The organism is Microbacterium sp. CIAB417 (assembly GCF_022788845.1).
The window spans coordinates 255,681-272,106 of record NZ_JAHZUT010000004.1 but is presented as its reverse complement, the minus strand read 5'-3'; the positions used below and the strand labels follow the sequence as shown (position 1 = coordinate 272,106).

At 71.3% G+C, this 16,426-nt stretch carries 16 protein-coding genes; 6 read left to right on the top strand and 10 right to left on the bottom strand.

What is annotated here, in order from left to right:
- Nucleotides 1-80: 80 nt before the first annotated feature.
- Both KYX17_RS18730 and KYX17_RS18725 read left to right on the top strand, forming a co-directional pair.
- Nucleotides 81-1,598, top strand: a complete 1,518-nt coding sequence (locus KYX17_RS18730) for a hypothetical protein (protein WP_243228470.1) — start codon at nt 81-83, stop codon at nt 1,596-1,598.
- A 237-nt stretch (nt 1,599-1,835) separates the two neighbouring features.
- Nucleotides 1,836-2,792, top strand: coding sequence for a DNA topoisomerase IB (locus KYX17_RS18725; protein ID WP_243228469.1), 957 nt, complete (start codon nt 1,836-1,838; stop codon nt 2,790-2,792).
- Between the two features lie 138 nt (nt 2,793-2,930).
- Here the strand turns inward: KYX17_RS18725 and rplI are convergent, their stop codons facing one another.
- The 9 genes from rplI to KYX17_RS18680 form a co-directional block, all read right to left on the bottom strand.
- Complete coding sequence (rplI, locus tag KYX17_RS18720) at nt 2,931-3,383, bottom strand: 50S ribosomal protein L9 (protein WP_243228468.1); 453 nt, start codon at nt 3,381-3,383, stop codon at nt 2,931-2,933.
- Between the two features lie 11 nt (nt 3,384-3,394).
- Nucleotides 3,395-3,649 carry a 30S ribosomal protein S18 gene (gene rpsR, locus KYX17_RS18715; RefSeq protein ID WP_040168021.1) on the bottom strand — a complete coding sequence of 85 codons (255 nt, stop codon included), beginning with the start codon at nt 3,647-3,649 and terminating at the stop codon, nt 3,395-3,397.
- Between the two features lie 144 nt (nt 3,650-3,793).
- Nucleotides 3,794-4,288: a single-stranded DNA-binding protein gene (locus tag KYX17_RS18710; RefSeq protein WP_243228467.1), complete on the bottom strand. Its 495-nt coding sequence runs from the start codon at nt 4,286-4,288 to the stop codon at nt 3,794-3,796.
- Nucleotides 4,289-4,293: 5 nt separating this feature from the next.
- Entirely contained in the window at nt 4,294-4,659 is a 366-nt protein-coding gene (gene rpsF, locus KYX17_RS18705) for a 30S ribosomal protein S6 (protein ID WP_120227097.1), read from the bottom strand.
- Nucleotides 4,660-4,832: 173 nt separating this feature from the next.
- Nucleotides 4,833-6,425, bottom strand: coding sequence for a DUF6716 putative glycosyltransferase (locus tag KYX17_RS18700; protein ID WP_243228466.1), 1,593 nt, complete (start codon nt 6,423-6,425; stop codon nt 4,833-4,835).
- Nucleotides 6,422-7,294, bottom strand: coding sequence for an N-acetylneuraminate synthase family protein (locus KYX17_RS18695; protein WP_243228465.1), 873 nt, complete (start codon nt 7,292-7,294; stop codon nt 6,422-6,424). The genes KYX17_RS18700 and KYX17_RS18695 overlap by 4 nt, the downstream gene beginning before the upstream one ends.
- 334 nt (nt 7,295-7,628) lie before the next feature.
- Nucleotides 7,629-8,825 carry an acylneuraminate cytidylyltransferase gene (locus KYX17_RS18690; protein WP_243228464.1) on the bottom strand — a complete coding sequence of 399 codons (1,197 nt, stop codon included), beginning with the start codon at nt 8,823-8,825 and terminating at the stop codon, nt 7,629-7,631.
- Nucleotides 8,822-10,171, bottom strand: a complete 1,350-nt coding sequence (locus tag KYX17_RS18685) for an alpha-2,8-polysialyltransferase family protein (protein ID WP_243228463.1) — start codon at nt 10,169-10,171, stop codon at nt 8,822-8,824. Before KYX17_RS18685 ends, KYX17_RS18690 begins: the two co-directional genes overlap by 4 nt.
- On the bottom strand, nt 10,168-11,157 hold the full coding sequence (locus KYX17_RS18680) for a glycosyltransferase family 2 protein (protein WP_243228462.1): 990 nt from the start codon (nt 11,155-11,157) through the stop codon (nt 10,168-10,170). The genes KYX17_RS18685 and KYX17_RS18680 overlap by 4 nt, the downstream gene beginning before the upstream one ends.
- Before the next feature lie 118 nt (nt 11,158-11,275).
- Between KYX17_RS18680 and KYX17_RS18675 the strand changes: the two genes are divergently transcribed.
- A complete protein-coding gene (locus KYX17_RS18675) occupies nt 11,276-12,235 on the top strand; it encodes a hypothetical protein (protein ID WP_243228461.1) in 960 nt (319 codons plus the stop codon).
- Nucleotides 12,232-13,386 carry a DUF3137 domain-containing protein gene (locus tag KYX17_RS18670; RefSeq protein ID WP_243228460.1) on the top strand — a complete coding sequence of 385 codons (1,155 nt, stop codon included), beginning with the start codon at nt 12,232-12,234 and terminating at the stop codon, nt 13,384-13,386. Before KYX17_RS18675 ends, KYX17_RS18670 begins: the two co-directional genes overlap by 4 nt.
- Nucleotides 13,387-13,599: 213 nt before the next feature.
- Here the strand turns inward: KYX17_RS18670 and KYX17_RS18665 are convergent, their stop codons facing one another.
- Nucleotides 13,600-14,916 (bottom strand): GAF domain-containing protein, encoded by a 1,317-nt coding sequence (locus KYX17_RS18665; protein WP_243228459.1) that lies wholly within the window; start codon nt 14,914-14,916, stop codon nt 13,600-13,602.
- 154 nt (nt 14,917-15,070) lie between these two features.
- On the opposite strand from KYX17_RS18665, the gene KYX17_RS18660 reads away from it, so the two are divergent.
- Together KYX17_RS18660 and KYX17_RS18655 are read left to right on the top strand one after the other, a co-directional pair.
- Complete coding sequence (locus KYX17_RS18660) at nt 15,071-15,418, top strand: PadR family transcriptional regulator (RefSeq protein ID WP_243228458.1); 348 nt, start codon at nt 15,071-15,073, stop codon at nt 15,416-15,418.
- Entirely contained in the window at nt 15,418-16,425 is a 1,008-nt protein-coding gene (locus tag KYX17_RS18655; protein WP_243228457.1) for a hypothetical protein, read from the top strand. Before KYX17_RS18660 ends, KYX17_RS18655 begins: the two co-directional genes overlap by 1 nt.
- Nucleotide 16,426 lies beyond the last annotated feature (1 nt).

Sequence of the window (16,426 nt, the reverse complement as noted above, 5' to 3'; positions counted from 1 at the left end):
CGCGGACGGCGATGCGGTGCTGCGCGCACACCCCACATTGCGCGCGTCATCCCGATCACTTTTCCGTCAGGAGTTTCATCATGCGCACTATCACCAGGCATGCCCTCTGGGGCGTGCTCATCGCCGGGGGGATCACCCTGCTCGGCGCGACAGCCGCCAACGCGGCTGAGACGGACGGAGACGACGGTCTCCTCTCCGGAACGCAGGCCGTCGCGCCCGTCACGGCGCCTGTCACGATCGCCGACAATGCGATCTCGGTGCTCGGCACCGCCACAGTCCAAGAATCCGAGGCGTCCCCGCCCGCACCGGCACCCGCCCCGGAGCCCGCCGCCACGACCGACGGCGCATCCGGCACGGCATCCGGTTCGCAGGCCGTCGTGACGGTGAACGTCCCGGTCACCGTGCAGAACGTCGCGGTGAGCGTCCTCGGATCCTCCGAAGCCGGCACCTCCGCCGCCGTACCCCAGCAAGAGACGCCCCAGGTCTCAGAGCAGAGCCCGGCCCCCCAAGCCGACCCGGCTCCGGCGGCGGAGGAGCCCCTCGTCGAGACGAGCGGCAGCGACGCTCTCCTCGGCGGCACCCAGGGGCTGATCCAGGTCAACGCCCCCATCACGGTGAGCGGAAACGCGGTCTCGGTGCTCGGCACCAGCGAGGCCGAGCAGGGCGGAGACGAGGATGCTGCGGCACCGGCATCCCCGTCTCCGGATGTCTCGGCCGAGACGGACGGCACGGACTCCACGGCCGGCGGGACACAGGTCGTGGCGCCGATCACGGCACCGGTCACGATCGGCGGCAACGCCGTCGCCGTCCTCGGTGACAGCACCGCGGAAGGACCGGCGCCTGCCGCCTCGGCGGCCGCGCCGCAGGCGGAGGCGACCACGAATGGCGGGGACGCGATCCTGGGCGGCAGCCAGGTCGTCGCACCGATCACGGCACCCGTCACGGCCTCCGGCAACGCCATCGGCGTCCTCGGAACCGCGACCGTCGACGACAGCGCCGAATCGACGCCCGCCGCACCGTCGACGGCCCCCGCCACGACCACCGACGGCGAAGGATCGCTCGGAGGCGGCACGCAGGTCGTCGCACCGGTCACCGCACCCGTGACGGTGGCCGGCAACGCGGCCGGCGTCCTCGGGACCGGCACGGTCACGGCAGGCAGCGGCGCGCCGCCTGCAGGCGGCCAGAGCACGGATGCCGTCACCACCGGACTCGAATCGATCCTCGGCGGCACCCAGGTCGTGGCACCGATCACCGCGCCCGTCACGATCGGCGGGAACGCCATCGGCGTCATCGGCGAGGCAGAGGTCGTCGACCCGGGAACAGACCCCGGCACGGACCCGGGAACGGATCCCGGGACAGACCCTGGCACGGACCCCGGAACGGATCCCGGGACAGACCCTGGGACAGATCCGGGCACGACTCCGGACGCCGGCGCGAGCACGCCTCCGCACTCCGGCGGCCAGGCGGCTCCGGTGAGCGCGATCTCCGGCGCTGAGGCGCTGGCCTCCACCGGGGCGGGTTCCGTGCTGCCGGCGATCTCGATCGGGTTGCTCTTCCTGCTTCTCGGAGCCTGCCTGCTGCGCCGCCGTACGGCGTAGCGCCCGACCCCGGACCGGGTTCGGCGTCCTCGGGGGAGGAGCCGTCGGACCCCGTCCGGAGCGTGCGCGCCCGTGCGGCCGGCTTCCCACCGGTCCCCGCCGTTTCTCGGCGCAGCGCGCACGCGCCCGGGCGGATGTCCCGAGTTCGTTCTCGGGGCATCCGTCACGCGCCCGTATCGTCAAGGGGTTGACGATACGGGCGCGAACCGGTCTCCTGGCAGCAGAACAGGAGGCCGCATGGCACGCATCCACCGGGTCGATCCCGCGACCGCTCCCGGGATCCGCCGGCAGCGCGCACGTGGCCGCTTCCGATATCTGGACGCCGACGGGCGACCGGTCGATGAGGCCACCCGCCGACGGATCGCCGACCTCGTCATCCCGCCGGCGTGGACGCACGTCTGGATCAGCCCGGACCCGGACGGACACATCCAGGCGGTCGGCACGGACGTCGCCGGTCGTCGCCAGTACCTCTACCACGAGCGCTGGCGGACCCGACGGGACGGAGAGAAGTTCGACCGGGCGCTGGACCTCGCCGCGGCTCTGCCCACCGCCCGCGCGCTCGTGACGCGGGATCTCCGCGGCGACGACCCCCGCCGACGGACCCTCGCCGCCGCGTTCCGGATGCTCGATCGCGGAGCGGTGCGCATCGGTTCCCCCGGGTACCTGCGGCGATACGGCAGCCGCGGACTGCTGACGCTGCGCTGGGGCGACCTGCACCTGCGCGGGGCGACGATCTCCCTGCGGTTCACCGGCAAGCTCGGGCAGCCTCAGCTCGTCGAGTTCGAGGACGACGATCTCCGGGTCTGGATCCGCGCTCAGCCGGCGCGGCCGCTGCGCGCCCTCATCCTGCGCTATCGGGCGGGGCGCCGCATGCGGTCCGTCACGCCGGGCGAGCTCAATGCCTACATCGCCTCGGTCACCGGCAATGCGTTCACCGCCAAGGACCTGCGCACCCTGCGCGGCACGATCATCGCCGCGCTCGCCCTGGCCGATCCGGCGGAGGACGGCGGGGGCGCGGAGGAGCGGGAGCGGCGCGCCGTGGATGCCGTCGCCGCGGCCCTCGGCAACACCCGGGCCGTCGCCCGCGCCAGTTATGTCGATCCCCGGGTGCTGCGGGCCGCTCGCGCGGGCCGCGTCCTGGACCGAACCGTGTCCCCCGAGACGGCTCTGCTCCGCCTGCTGCGCGCCTCGTGACCGCGAGCGCACGGCATCCCGTCGAGTGCACGATCCGGCGACGCCGACACGTCGAGCACTCGGTCCGACCGGTGCGACCTGCCCACACGCACGAACGCCGCCCTCCGAGCGGAGGACGGCGTTCGTCGGTGTCGCGCCTTACTTGGCGGCGACGACCTGCAGCGTGATGACAGCGGTCACGTCGTCGTGCAGACGAACCGTGGCCTCGTGCTCACCGGTCGCCTTGATGGCGTTGGTGATGTGCACCTTGCGCTTGTCGATCGAGCCGAGACCGGCGGCCTCGACGGCATCCGCGATGTCGGCGGTCTTGACCGAGCCGAACAGGCGACCGGCAGCGCCGGCCTTGACGGCCAGGCGGACCTTGGTGCCCTCGAGCTTGTCCTTGAGCGCCACGGCCTCGTCGCGGTCGTGGATCGCGCGCGCCTTGCGGGCGGCCTGGATCTGCTCGACCTGCTTTTCGCCACCGCGGGTCCACGCCGTAGCGAAGCCCTGCGGGATGAGGTAGTTGCGGGCGTACCCGTTCTTGACCTCGACCACGTCACCGGCGCTTCCGAGCCCGGCGACCTCGTTCGTGAGAATCAGCTTTGCCATGTCGGTACCCCTCAGCGGCCAGCGCCGGCGTAGGGCAGGAGAGCCATCTCGCGAGCGTTCTTGATCGCCTTGGCGATCAGACGCTGCTCCTGCACGGAGACACCGGTGATACGACGGGCACGGATCTTGCCGCGCTCCGAGATGAACTTGCGAAGGGTCGCGACGTCCTTGTAGTCAATGACGCCGACCCGGATCGACTTCGCGGGGGCGGCGTTCTTCGCGCCCTTCCGCGGCTTGCGGCGGTCGCCGCTCGACTTTCCAGCCATGAATATTCCTTAGTGATGAAGACGGATGCCTCGGCATCCGGAGGTTTTGTGACGAGGGTTTCGACTCGATCGCCTTCGGCGGTCTCGCTCAACCTTGAGCCGCTGGCGCGTCAAGGTCGCTTCGCGACCGTGACCCGCCCCGGCTCAAAAGGGGGTGTCGTCGCCGAAGCTGCCCGGAGTGCTCCAGGCATCGGCGCTGGTCGACGAACCGGGCGTGGACCACGGCTCCTCGGACACCTGCTGCTGCGGGCGGGACTGCCCACCGCCGCCACCGGAGGCCGCACGCGTGACCTGCGCCGTCGCGTACCGCAGCGACGGGCCGATCTCATCGACCTCGAGCTCGATGGCCGTGCGGTTGTTGCCCTCACGGTCCTGGTAGGAACGCTGACGGAGGCGACCCTGCGCGATGACGCGCATGCCCTTCGTCAGCGAACCCGCCACGTGCTCGGCGAACTCGCGCCACACGGACGCGCGGAGGAACAGCGCTTCGCCGTCCTTCCACTCGTTCGCCTGGCGATCGAAGGTGCGCGGCGTCGATGCGATGGTGAAGTTCGCCACCGGCAGCCCGTTCTGCGTGTACCGCAGCTCGGGGTCGGCCGTGAGGTTTCCCACCACGGTGATGACGGTTTCGCCGGCCATGAGACTTACGCCTTCGCAGCCTTGGGCTTGCGGGCGGCCTTCTCCTCGGCGCGCTTGGCCTCAGCGGCGACCATCGCCTGCGCCTCTTCGGCGCGCAGGACCTTGGTGCGCATGATCTGCTCGTTCAGGCCCAGCTGACGGTCGAGCTCCTGCGTGGCCTCGCTGGTCGCGGTGAAGTTGACGACGGCGTAGATGCCCTCGCTCTTCTTCTGGATCTCGTAGGCCAGACGGCGCTTGCCCCAGATGTCGACCTTGTCCACCGTGCCACCATCGTTGGTGATGACCTTGAGGAACTTGTCCAGCGTCGGGGCGACCTGGCGCTCGTCGATCTCGGGGGTCAGAATGACCATGAGTTCGTACTGGTGCGTCACTTACCCACCTCCTTCGGACTAGAACGGCTTCCGGGACTTTCCCGGAAGCAGGAGGGTGTGTTGCACGTGTCTGTCCCGGCACCCGATGGATGCCGACGGGCAGACAACCACAGCAGTCTACCGGAGATCCGGGCGTGTCGCGAACGGATGCCGCGGCTTCGCGCGGAGCGACGTCAGCGACGGATCGGGTCGACGTGCGGAGTCGGCTCGAGCGTGTAGTCCGTCCCGGTCTCGGACCAGGTGTCGGCGAGCGCGCGGCGACGGGACAGGATGCCGCGCACGAGCGGAGTCCCGACGGCGAGCGCGACGGCGCCGGCGACGCTGCGATCGGCCGAGCCGAGCACGCTCTTTCGGTGCCATGCGGCATGCAGTCGTCCGCCGCGCGCCGCGGGCACCGGACGCGCGGGAAGCTCACCTGCCCGCCGCCGCGCGATGAGATCCTCGACGTCCTCCCACCACGTCGACTCGGATGCCGGGTGGAAGTAGTTGTCCCACAGCCAGCCCGGGTGCGGGTGGCGGAAGCGGCGCCGGATCACCTCTTCGGCGCCGCCGAGCAGTCCGCTGCCGATGAACACGGTGTTCAGCAGCGACTTGTGCACGCCGAAGGTGTCCAGCGCGATGACCGGCACACCGAGGGCGAGCGCCTCGATCGCCGCGGTCGAGCTCAGGGTCACCAGTCCCTGTGCGCGCTCGAGCGCCACCGTCATGGGCTGGTACGAGAACACCAGGTTCGGTGGCCGGTTCGTCAGCAGGTCGACGTACGTGTCCCGCTCGAGGTGCGTCTCGGTCTCGCCCGGACGCGAGCGCAGCTTCACGACGACGCGGCGCCGCGGGTCCGCCTTGGCGGCGCGGATGAGGATGTCGGCGATCGCCGCGCGCTCGTGCCGCTGGGCCGGAACCATCGCCTGCGCGGCGAACACGAGATCGTTCGCCTGCGGATGCCGGGTCGGCGGCGGTGTCGCCGGTGGGGTTGCGGACGGGGTTGCGGACGGGCGGGTGAGGACGGCCGTGGCGGTGCCTGTCGCGTGCCGGGTGTCTGCGGCGGGGGCGAGATCGGCGTGCGGGGCGGGACGCGTTTCGACTCCTCGCTCCGCTCGTCGCTCAACGAGCGAACGGGGGGCGGTCGCTCGGTGCTCAGCGAGCGAACGGGGGGCGGCCGCCCGTCGCTCAACGAGCGGATGGGGGGCGGCCGCCCCGTGCTCAGCGAGCGATCGGCGAGAGGCCGCGCGGTGCTCGAGGACCTCGTCGGGAACGCCCGCGCGACGCGGCTCGACGGCGTATGGGAGCGTCGCCAGCGCGAGCGGCACGTCGAGGCCGATGCGTCGGCCGAGCTCCGCGAACGCCCGCTTCTCCCGATGCGAATGGAGCACCAGCAGATCGCAGTACCGGCGATAGTCCAGCGCTCCGCACTGCGCCGGGATCGACATGCCGGGGAGCCCGCCGATCACGACCGGGCGTCGCTCGAGCCGGTCGATCACGCCTCCGAGAAGGCGCACGAACGGGCCGCGGCCGGCCAGCACCACGGCGTCCGGCTCGTGGCCCGCCAGCCATCCGCGCACCTCGTCGAACGACAGGCGGGTGACCTCGGCATCCGTGAAGCTCGTGCCGGCGAGCGCCGTCCGCTCCTGCTCACGGCTCACCGTCAGGGGCGTCGTCACGAGCAGCAGGTGCCGCCGGATGCCGTCGACACCGGACAACAGCGAGGCCGACCACTTGACGAACGAGTCGGCATCCGCGATCGCGACGACGCGCAGGCGTGCACTCATGCGGGAACGCGACGCAGCTTCGCCATCGGCGCCAGCTCGCCGGGGAAGACGCGCTTGATGCCGTCGCCCAGGGCCGTCTCGATGACGCGGATGTCGCGCACGAGGTGGTGGAGTCCGCCGGGCTCGAGCGATGCGGCGTGATCCGAGCCCCACATCGTCCGGTCCAACGTGATGTGCCGCTCGACGGCGACCGCGCCGATGGCGACGGCCGCCAGGGAGATCTGCAGTCCGCGCTCGTGCCCGGAGTAGCCGACCGGGATGCCGGGGTAGCGGTCGCGCAGCGAGGCGATGACCCGCAGGTTCGCCTCCTCCGGCTCCATCGGGTAGGTCGAGGTGGCGTGCATGAGCACCACGCGGTCCGTTCCGAGCACTTCCAGAGCGCGATCGATCTGCTCCAGCGTCGACATCCCGGTGGAGAGGATGACCGGCTTGCCGGTCTCGCGCAGCGCCTCAAGCAGTTCGAGGTCGGTGAGGCTCGCCGAGGCGACCTTGTGCGCCGCGACGTTCAGGTCCTCGAGGAAGTGCACGCTCGGCACGTCCCACGGCGAGGCGAACCAGTCCAGGCCCTGCATCGTCGCGTGGTCGCCGATCTCGATGTACTGCTCGCGGTCGAACTCGACGCGACGGCGGTACTCGAGATAGGTCATGGTGCCCCAGGGCGTCTCACGGGGGACGTCTCGCATGTGCTCGGGGGTGGAGATCTCCGGCGTGCGCTTCTGGAACTTCACCGCGTCCGCGCCGCTGCGCGCGGCCACGTCGATGAGTCGCTTGGCGAGCTCGACGTCGCCGTTGTGGTTCAGGCCGATCTCGGCGATCACGTAGACGGGCCGGCCGCCTCCGATCACGTGCGATCCGATGCTCACGGTCATGTCGTCCTCCAGTCGTGGAACCCCCGTCCCTCCTGGGTACGCCGCGGGGGTGAACGTCACGCGACCGGCGGGTTACCCGCGGTGGTCCGTCTGCTGTCGGGTGGGCGGCCCCGCTCCGGTCGCAGTTCCGGTCGGCATCCGGCATCCGTAGGCGCTCAGGTCGCACTTCGTGTCGGTATCCGACACCCACCCACGCTCAGGTCGCACTTCCTGCCGGAATCCCGGGCGCGAAGCGGCACGGATCGCGACCGGAGATCCGTCGCGGCGCTCTGAGCGGCACGGATTGCGGCCAGAGACCACTCGCCAGGACGCCAGGCCCCGGACACCGCCCCGGTCAGCGCGGGAGCACCCGCTCGACGAGCTCGCGCACCGCGCCGGCTCCGCCGCGGCGGGACAGCACGATCCTCGCCTGCTCCCGGACCAGCGGATGGGCGTTCGCGACCGCGACGGGCCAGCCGACGATCGCCATGGCGCCGAGGTCGTTGACGTCGTTGCCGAGGTACGCGATGTCGGCGAGATCGATGCCCTCGCCCTCCGCCCATGCGGCGAGCGCGGCCGCCTTGTCGTCGATGCCGTGCAGGACGGGAACGCGCAGCTTGTCGGCGCGGGCGCGGACGACCGTGTTGGTCTCGGTCGACAGGATCAGCATCGGGATGCCGGCGCGGCGGAGCAGCGAGACGCCCATGCCGTCCTCACGGCTGACGCGCACGTGCTCGCGGCCCTCGGCGTCGACGAGCGCCGTGTCGTCGGTGTGCACGCCGTCGAAGTCGGTGACGACCGCGCGCACGGGGACGTGCTCGGCCGGTGCATCGTCCACGATCCCGGCGACCGCGGACGCCACCGCCAACTGGTGCGCGTCGTCGATCTCGACGGCGGTCCGCTCCGGGACCTCGACGATCCCGATGCGGCCGAAGAACCGGTGTCCGGCCTCCCGGAAACCGTCGGCACCGAAGGCGTAGAACGCGCCGGTCTCCAGGTAGTGCGGTTCCCGGTCCTGCCGGCGCGGCCGGTGCGCGGCGTCGTGGTTGATCGCGGCGGCCGCGCCGGCCTCGTCGCGTCGCCAGAAGAACCCGTACGTCTCGTGCGCCGAGAACACGCTGTCGAAGCGGCCCGTCCGCAGCAGCGCGATCGCCTCGTCGATCCCGGATGCCGGGATGAACGGAGACGTCGCCTGCACGAACACGACGATCCCGACGCGGACGCCGCTCCGCTCGAGCTCGTCCAGCGCATGCAGGATCGCGCTCTCCGAGGACGCCGTGTCGCCGGAGATCTCGGCCGGCCGGGAGATGACGCGGGCGCCTGCCGAGCCGGCGACGGCGGCGATCTCGGCGTCGTCGGTGGACACCACGACGAGGTCGATGTCTGATGCCGCGGCGGCCGCCCGCACGGCGCGCTCGACGAGCGGGCGACCGCCGACCCGCCGGAGGTTCTTGCGCGGCACCTGCTTGGAACCGCCGCGAGCCGGGATGATCGCGACGGTCAGGGGTGCGTCCGACGCCTCACCGTCCGGAGTGGATGCGCTGTCGTTCATCGTCCTCGGACCGCCTTCCACGCGCGCCCCGCGCGCCGTCTCGCCCCGGCGATGGTGAGTCGCAGCTCCTCGACGCGGCCCACGCCGCCTCCGGATCGCAGCGCGCGACGGATCATCCGCTCGCGGGGAGCACCGGGCAGTGCGAGGGCCGACAGCCGTGCCGGGCTGAAGTACCGGTCCCGCTCCGCGGCATCCAGGCCTTCGAGGAGCTGCACCGCGCGAGGACGCAGGTGCTCGGCGATGCGCGGCTGCATGGCATACCCGACCGCGTCGACGAGCAGCTGCAACTGCGCGGGCTCGCGGTACGGGGAATGCTCCCTGGTCAGCGCGTCCACGATCGTCGCCGGCACGCGATTGCTGTTCTCGTAGGGCTCCAGCCGCCGCAGCACGGAGGCGAGGCCGGCCGAAGCGATCGGCCGCCCGTAGAGGGTGCTCACCGTGGGGAGCGCGGTCGAGAATCCCGCCACGACGACCGCCGCATCCAGACGTTCTGCGACGAGCTCAGCCGCAGTCGGCCCCCGGTGCTCCGCGAACGCGACGCCACGACGGCGCACCCGTTGCCGCAGGGCGTCCGTGACGGCAGGCGGCGCCGACGGATGCGGCTTGAAGACGATGCGCTCGGGATCGGCCGCCATCGCGCGATCGATCATCTCCTGCTGCATCGCGATCTCCTCGGCCGGCGAGACGAGACCGAGCGCGGCGAGGTACTGCCCGAGCACGAGCGCCGTGCGCGTGCCGTCGGCCAGCATGTCGAGTTGCGGGTCCTCCGCGGCGGTCTCCTCGAGAGCGGCGCGAAAGCGCGCGGGAAGCACGGGCACCCGTGCGGCTCCCGCCTCGGTGAACACGAGCGGCGCGACACCCGGTGCGACGTCCGCATACACGACGCGTCCCACCCGCTCGACCGTGGTCCGTCCGAGAGCGACCCGGATCGGCGAGTACGTCATCAGTCCGTCGCCCACCACGGTGATGCGCGCGTCGGGGAACAGCCCCAGCAGGGTGCGCGCGGGCGCCACCTGCGGACTCTGCACGCAGAGCTCGACGTCGTCGTCCAGACCCCACACGCGCGTGAGCAGTCGGCGGAGCAGGGGTGCGTCGGCGGAGGGCGGCTTCCAGGAGCTCGGATGCCGCGGCGACAGCAGCTCGTCGAGGGATTCCACCCGCGCGAACCGGGCGCGCAGCCCTGCGAGTCCGGGGAGGACGTCGATTCCGGTGGTCGTCTCGGGCACGCGGGCGGTGTTGACCGCGAGGAGCACGTTCTCCTGCTCGCCGTCGAAGATCCCTTCGTCGATCGCCGCCGCAGCGGTGGCGAGGCCGTAGGCGCTGTGCAGCAGGAACAGCCGGGTCATGCGGCACGTCCCGCCCGTCGCAGGCTGCGCGCCAGCACCCGCCGACGCGGTCCGTCCAATCGCGCCAGCGCCTCGGACGCCTGCCCCTGCGGCAGCCGGGCGAGCAGGTCGCGGATCGCCAGACGCATGTCCCGTCGCAGCGGCGGGGCCATCCGGCGCGACCGGACCAGGTGGTGCGAGCTCAGCGCGAGCACCGTCCACACCGCCTTGGGAAGGAACCGGTCCGCCTCGGCATCCTGCTCCACGGTGTCGAGCACGGCCGACAGCGCGCGGGTGAAGTCGAGCTGGCGCCGGTCGCGCACCTGGCTGAGCGAGGTGGAGAGTCCGCGGCGGTACAGCAGCGCCGGGGCGTCGACGACCGAGAAGCTCTTCGCGTGCAGGTGCAGGCGCCAGATCCAGGGGCGGTCCTCGGCCGTGAACAGCCCGTCGTCGAACACGGCGAGACCGCGGTCGATGACGCGGCGGTGGAAGATGCCGGCCCAGGCGTACGGATAGTCGACCATGGTGGTGTCGTCGGCGGGGAGGATCGCGTCGCGCGGGGAGACCACGGCGCCGCGCCACGCGAAGGGCGCGCGCACGAGGGACCGCTTGGCCCCGGTGACGCGCACGTGGTCGGTGCGCAGGAAGTCGCAGTCGAGGTCGCGCAGCCGCTCGGCGAGTACCTCCAACCGCCGCGGCTGCATCCAGTCGTCGCCGTCGATGAAGCAGAAGGCCTCGCCCTCCACGTGGCCGAGTCCCTGGTTGCGGGCGGTGGCGAGGCCGACCGGCCGCGGGTTCGACAGCACCTCGGCGTGCGCGAACCGCTCGGCGTGCGCGCGCATGATCTCGCCGGTGCCGTCGGTCGATCCGTCATCGATCGCGACGAGCTTGAGCGCGGCGCGATCGGCGAACTGCCGCGTCAGGGTCTCCAGCGTCGTGCCGATGTACGGCGCGGCATCCTTCGCCGGCAGGATCACGGTGACGAGGGGCGTGCGCACGGCGGGCATGCTGACACGCCCGTGTTGCCGGGAGGCGACCGCCGGGTGAACAGGCGGTGCCGGTCTCGACCGCGCAGCCGCGGCCCGGCGGCGCCCGCTCAGGGGGCCGCCGGGTAGCGTGAACAGCATGGAGTGGATCGCGGACCCTGAGCGCGCGGGCGGCTGGCTGCGGGAGCGGCTGGATGAGAACCTCGGCGTCGTGCCGCACGGCTTCCCCGCCTATGCCCGGGTGTTCCACCCGGCGCAGGTGCGCGCGCTGCCGGACCGACCCGTCCCGGAGATGGAGGAATGGGTCCGGATGCCGGATGCCGAGCAGCAGCGTCTGATGGCGCTGTTCGACGACCGCCCGGCGACGTGGGCCGAGACGGCGGCGGCCTTCGGCACCGTCATGCATCCGCTGGCGCAGTGGTCACGGCTCGTGCGCACACCGGAGGGCGGCGACTGGCAGGTGCGCAACGCCCCGGACGGACGTGAGTTCACCTCGCCGGACGAGGGCAGCATGGCAGCGGATCTGTTCGCGCGGCTGGCCGCCCACCTCGTCGCGCACACCACGACACCGGATGCCGGGGTCGCCGCGCTCTGGGAGGGACACGGCGGGCTCCTGGGATTCCACGGACCGACGCCCTCGCGCACCTTCCTCTCCTTCTCCGACGACCCGCAGCATCAGGCGATGCTGAACGAGAGCATCCACGACCGGTTCAACAACCCGTTCGCGAAACCCGTCTGGCAACCCGGCATCCTGTCGGACGAGATCTCCCACGGTCCGCGCCTGCGGCTGCCGGGACGCGACCACGTGCTGTTCTCCGCCGCACCGAGCGCCTTCGCGGACCCGGACTGGGTCCTCGGCGCACCCTGGCGCGACCGCCCCGCGGAAGAGCGCGGCTTCGCCCCCGCGGCGCAGCACCCCAGCATCCTGTGGCCGGCCGACCGCGCATGGGTGATGGTCAGCGAGATCGACTTCGACTCCACCATCGTCGCCGGATCCGGTGCTCTCGTGGCCGAGATCTGCGCCGATCCCCACCTCGAGGCGCACACCGTCGCGGACGGCGCCGACCTGTCCTGGGACGGCGACGAGGTCAACGGATGAGCCGGCCTGCGGTCGCGTTCGACGCGAGTCCGCTCACCAACCCGGTCGACCCGAAGGCCGTGAGCGCGTTCGTCGCGGAGATGCGAGCACGCCGCCCCCGCCAGGGACTCGGCGCCGGAGGGGTGATCGGCATCGTCGTCGGCGTGCTCGCCCTGACGATCGCGGTGCCGATCGGGATCGGCGCGATCGCGCTGGTCGTGGCCGACGGGTTCCCGCCCGCCCTGGCGATCCCGCTGACCATCTTCCTCGCGATCTTCGTCGGGGTCGGACTCGCGAGCTTCTTCGCATACCGGCAGTCCCGCGTCACGCGCTACCGTCTGTCGCGCTTCGCGGCCGCGAACAACATGACCTACGAGGATCGCGTCGACGCCCCCGCACTGCCCGGCATGATCTTCCAGTACGGCAACGGGCGGCGCGCGAGCATGCTCGTGCGCGGCCACTCCCCTCGCTTCGTCGAGTTCGGCAACTACCAGTACACGGTCAAGCACGGAAAGAGCTCGACCACGTACCGCTGGGGGTATGTGGCGGTCAGGCTCGACGTCCCGCTTCCGAACATCGTGCTGGATGCCGTGGGCAACAACGGATTCGGCACCAACCTGCCCACCTCGTTCGACAAGGATCAGCGGCTGTCGCTCGAAGGGGACTTCGACCGCTACTTCACGCTGTACTGCCCCGAGGGCTACGAACGCGACGCGTTGTACCTGTTCACCCCCGATGTCATGGCGCGCTTCATCGACAACGCCGCGGAGCTCGACGTCGAGATCGTCGACGACTGGCTGTTCCTCTACACCAAGCGGCAGGCGTCGACACTGGATCCCGCGACCTGGGCGTGGCTGTTCGGCGCCGTGGGCGCGCTGATCACAAAGCTCGATCAGTGGGCGCGCTGGCGGGACGAGCGGCTGCGGACCGACGTGGGTCCGGATGCCGCGGCATCCGTCCTCGCCGGCGTCGGCGCTGCGCCGCCGTCCTCGGCCGGATCCGTCGCCTCCGGCGGCACGGCGAGCCTGCCGTTCGCGCCGCCGGTCGGCCTGATCACCCCGCCGGCGGGTGTCGCCCCGTCGGGACGACGACTCAAGCGCCGCACGGGATGGCTCTGGATCGTCGTCGTGCTCGCGGTGATCGGCATCAACATCTGGATGCGCGCGTTCTGACCCGAGGTGTGGGGGTGGGTGCTGTCTGGGGTTCAGCTCCCACCCCATCCCCCCTCGGGATCGGAAAGAGACGTACTCCTCCGCAGAAGCGGTCACCCGCTCCACACCGCGTATCGGCTGGGGACCGATGTCATGCGGTGTTGCCGGAACGGTATCCCATCCGAGGTTGCAAGAAGTTGCACCCCGTCGAATTACTCGACGGCCCGGCTGCGGTCACTGCTGTTCGAGGCGTTCGATCCGGGCGACGAGGCCGGCGCGACGCGGGGAGCGGGCCGGCAGCATCTCCAGGCAGAGCCGCAGGACCTCGACGTCATCGCCCTCCGGGATGTCGGCGTACGACAGCAGGACGTCGACACTGGCCTCGGTGAGCATCGCCTGGCGCAGGGCGTCGCGCACCGACTGCCGTAGGATCTCGACGCCGGGCGCGACCGAATCCGGCAGGACGGGTCCGCGGTACGCGGTCAGCGCCACCCGATGCGCACCGCGGTCCAGGAGCGACACGACGGTCTGAGCATCCGTCTCCACCGGGATGCGCAGCCGGTAGGGCCGAGATTCGGGGACGAGTTCGGGACAGACGCGCTCCAGCACGCGACGCAGGCGCACCATCTCGGGTCGTAGCGTCTCGGCCGGTGCGCCCTCGCCGTAGACGGCCTCGGCGAGTGCCGATGCCGACATGCCCTGGCCGTGCACCGCCAGCATGAGCAGGATCTCGGCGTGGCGGGCGGACACCTCGATGATCGACTCGTTCTCGGGCCCGGTCACCTCGAGCTGCGCCCGGTCGCGCCCCAGCACACGCAGCGTCGCCCGTGTGCCGAGGGAGCGCCGCGGCGGTCGCGGTCGCTCGCGCTCCTCGGCACGCGCCCGCAGGCGGGTGACGAGCAGTTCGGCCTCGACGACGCGTGCTGCGGCATCCACCAGCATGCGCGCCTGCGGCGTCGCCGTCTCCGGGCCGCCCGAGATGTCGATGACACCGAGGATCCTCCGGGTCTCGGGATCGAACACCGGAGCCGCCGAGCAGGACCAGGCCTGGACGTGCCGGTTGTAGTGCTCGCTCTCGTGGATCTGCGCCGAGCGTCCGGTCGTCAGCGCGATGCCGGGGGCCGTCGTGCCGATCGCCGACTCCGACCAGTCCGCCCCCGCCACGAGTCCAAGGTCTCCCGTCATGACCTGCGCGCGCAGATCCCCGTCGATCCAGAGCAGTCGTCCGGCATGATCCCCGATCACGACGAGGACGCCGGAGTCCTCCGGGTCACCCGGGATCAGGAGTTCGCGGATCATGTCCATGGCGCCCGCCAGAGGGTGGGCACTTCGATAGCGCTCGAGCTCATCCTCGACGAGCGACAGGGGCGGCAGCCCGTCGGCTCCGACGCGGCCGCGCAGCGAGCGCTCCCACGATTCGCGCACGACGGGTCGCACCTGCAGCAGCCGCTGGTCGTCGAGGTTTCCGGCGACGAACTCCTCCTGCGCGCGCTCGATGAGCAGGCGCGAGGCCGGTGATGCGTCGCGCGGACCGGACCAGGGCGATGGCATGTCGTCTCCGATCATCCGTGACGGAGTCACTGTCAGTTTAGGGCGATTCCTCCCGCCCGGCGGGTGCTGTTCCGCCCACGACATGCCGTCCGGAATCACGTTTCCAACACTACTGTGCAATGCGTGGTAGCGTGCACTGCGACAGAGGAGTTCGATGGATACCACCCAGTTGCTCAAGGGCGTGCTCGACGTCGCCGTCCTCGCCGTCCTGCGCCAGGAGGACGGATACGGCTACGACATCGTGCGTCGCCTCCGCGATGCCGGCCTCGGGGACGTCGGCGACGCCTCCGTGTACGGCACTCTGCGGCGGCTGTATGCGGCCGGTTCTCTCTCCAGCTACGTCGTGCCTTCCGACGGAGGGCCCCACCGCAAGTACTACGCGATCAATCCGCAGGGCCGCGCGTCGCTCGACGAGCAGACTGCCACCTGGACCGAGTTCTCCGCCGCCATGAGCAGCCTGCTCAAGACTTCCCCCGTCGCCCCATCGATCGGAGCCGAGTGATGAACACCATCGACGCATCGCTGGACGAGCGCATCCGCGCCTTCGCGACCGCCGTCCGCGCGCAGCTGGACGATCTGCCGGCCGAGGATGCCGAGGACATCGCGGTCGGGCTCGTCGCCGACCTCGTCGAGAAGGCCGCCGACAACGACGGGGCGATCGACCTCGACGATCCGGCCGGCTACGCCGAGGAGCTGCGCACCGCGGCAGGTCTTCCGCCTCGTTCCGAGCACGGTCATCGGATTCCCCTCCGCGCGAGAGTGCGCTCGCGCGCCGTGGCGACGGTCACGGCGATCCGCGGCAGCCGGTTCGGCGCGTGGGTCCTCGACCTGCTGATCGCGCTGCGCCCCGTGTGGTGGGTGCTCAGAGGTGCCTCGCTCTACGGGCTCCTCCTCTGGTTCACGGGCAACGGACATGCGGGGTTCTGGCCGACCGGGCTTCCGGGATGGATGATCCTGGCGGCGCTGACGCTCATCAGCGTCCAGTGGGGCCGGGGACGATGGCTGCCCCGGAACGCGCTGCGCCACATCCGGACGATCGTCAGCATCGTCGCGGCGGTCGCCCTGCCGTTCATGTTCGTCTGGATGGTGAGCGCCCAGACGCAGTACGTCGACGAGGGCTACTATCCGCCGGCCGGGCTGCTGCTCGACGGAGTGCAGGTCGGGAACATCTTCGCCTACGACGCGGAGGGCAATCCGCTGCAGGACGTCCAGCTCTTCACCGGCAAGGGGACGCCGCTGAACCTCCACGGCGCCGACACCAGCGACTACGGATGGCAGGACGACCGCGAGGAGGTGACGGTGCCGCTGCGCGACTTCCGCGATCAGCCGATCTGGAACGTCTACCCCCTGCGCGAGGCGCACCTGAACGACAGGGGCGAGGTCGACGAGGATTCCCTCGCTCCGGCCCCGGCTCCGTTCGGAAAGGCGACGGCGATCGAGTCCGGGCATCCGACGCCCGAGCCGACGCCGAGCACGTCACCGGAGCCGGCCGAGACGCCGACGCCCTGAG

Excerpts from the sequence above, each read along its gene's own strand:
- KYX17_RS18730 (WP_243228470.1), top strand. The coding sequence starts at position 81 with ATGCGCACTATCACCAGGCATGCCCTCTGGGGCGTGCTCATCGCCGGG.
- KYX17_RS18725 (WP_243228469.1), top strand. The coding sequence starts at position 1,836 with ATGGCACGCATCCACCGGGTCGATCCCGCGACCGCTCCCGGGATCCGC.
- rplI (WP_243228468.1), bottom strand. The coding sequence starts at position 3,383 with ATGGCAAAGCTGATTCTCACGAACGAGGTCGCCGGGCTCGGAAGCGCC.
- rpsR (WP_040168021.1), bottom strand. The coding sequence starts at position 3,649 with ATGGCTGGAAAGTCGAGCGGCGACCGCCGCAAGCCGCGGAAGGGCGCG.
- KYX17_RS18710 (WP_243228467.1), bottom strand. The coding sequence starts at position 4,288 with ATGGCCGGCGAAACCGTCATCACCGTGGTGGGAAACCTCACGGCCGAC.
- KYX17_RS18700 (WP_243228466.1), bottom strand. The coding sequence starts at position 6,425 with ATGAGTGCACGCCTGCGCGTCGTCGCGATCGCGGATGCCGACTCGTTC.
- KYX17_RS18695 (WP_243228465.1), bottom strand. The coding sequence starts at position 7,294 with ATGACCGTGAGCATCGGATCGCACGTGATCGGAGGCGGCCGGCCCGTC.
- KYX17_RS18690 (WP_243228464.1), bottom strand. The coding sequence starts at position 8,825 with ATGAACGACAGCGCATCCACTCCGGACGGTGAGGCGTCGGACGCACCC.
- KYX17_RS18685 (WP_243228463.1), bottom strand. The coding sequence starts at position 10,171 with ATGACCCGGCTGTTCCTGCTGCACAGCGCCTACGGCCTCGCCACCGCT.
- KYX17_RS18680 (WP_243228462.1), bottom strand. The coding sequence starts at position 11,157 with ATGCCCGCCGTGCGCACGCCCCTCGTCACCGTGATCCTGCCGGCGAAG.
- KYX17_RS18675 (WP_243228461.1), top strand. The coding sequence starts at position 11,276 with ATGGAGTGGATCGCGGACCCTGAGCGCGCGGGCGGCTGGCTGCGGGAG.
- KYX17_RS18670 (WP_243228460.1), top strand. The coding sequence starts at position 12,232 with ATGAGCCGGCCTGCGGTCGCGTTCGACGCGAGTCCGCTCACCAACCCG.
- KYX17_RS18665 (WP_243228459.1), bottom strand. The coding sequence starts at position 14,916 with ATGCCATCGCCCTGGTCCGGTCCGCGCGACGCATCACCGGCCTCGCGC.
- KYX17_RS18660 (WP_243228458.1), top strand. The coding sequence starts at position 15,071 with ATGGATACCACCCAGTTGCTCAAGGGCGTGCTCGACGTCGCCGTCCTC.
- KYX17_RS18655 (WP_243228457.1), top strand. The coding sequence starts at position 15,418 with ATGAACACCATCGACGCATCGCTGGACGAGCGCATCCGCGCCTTCGCG.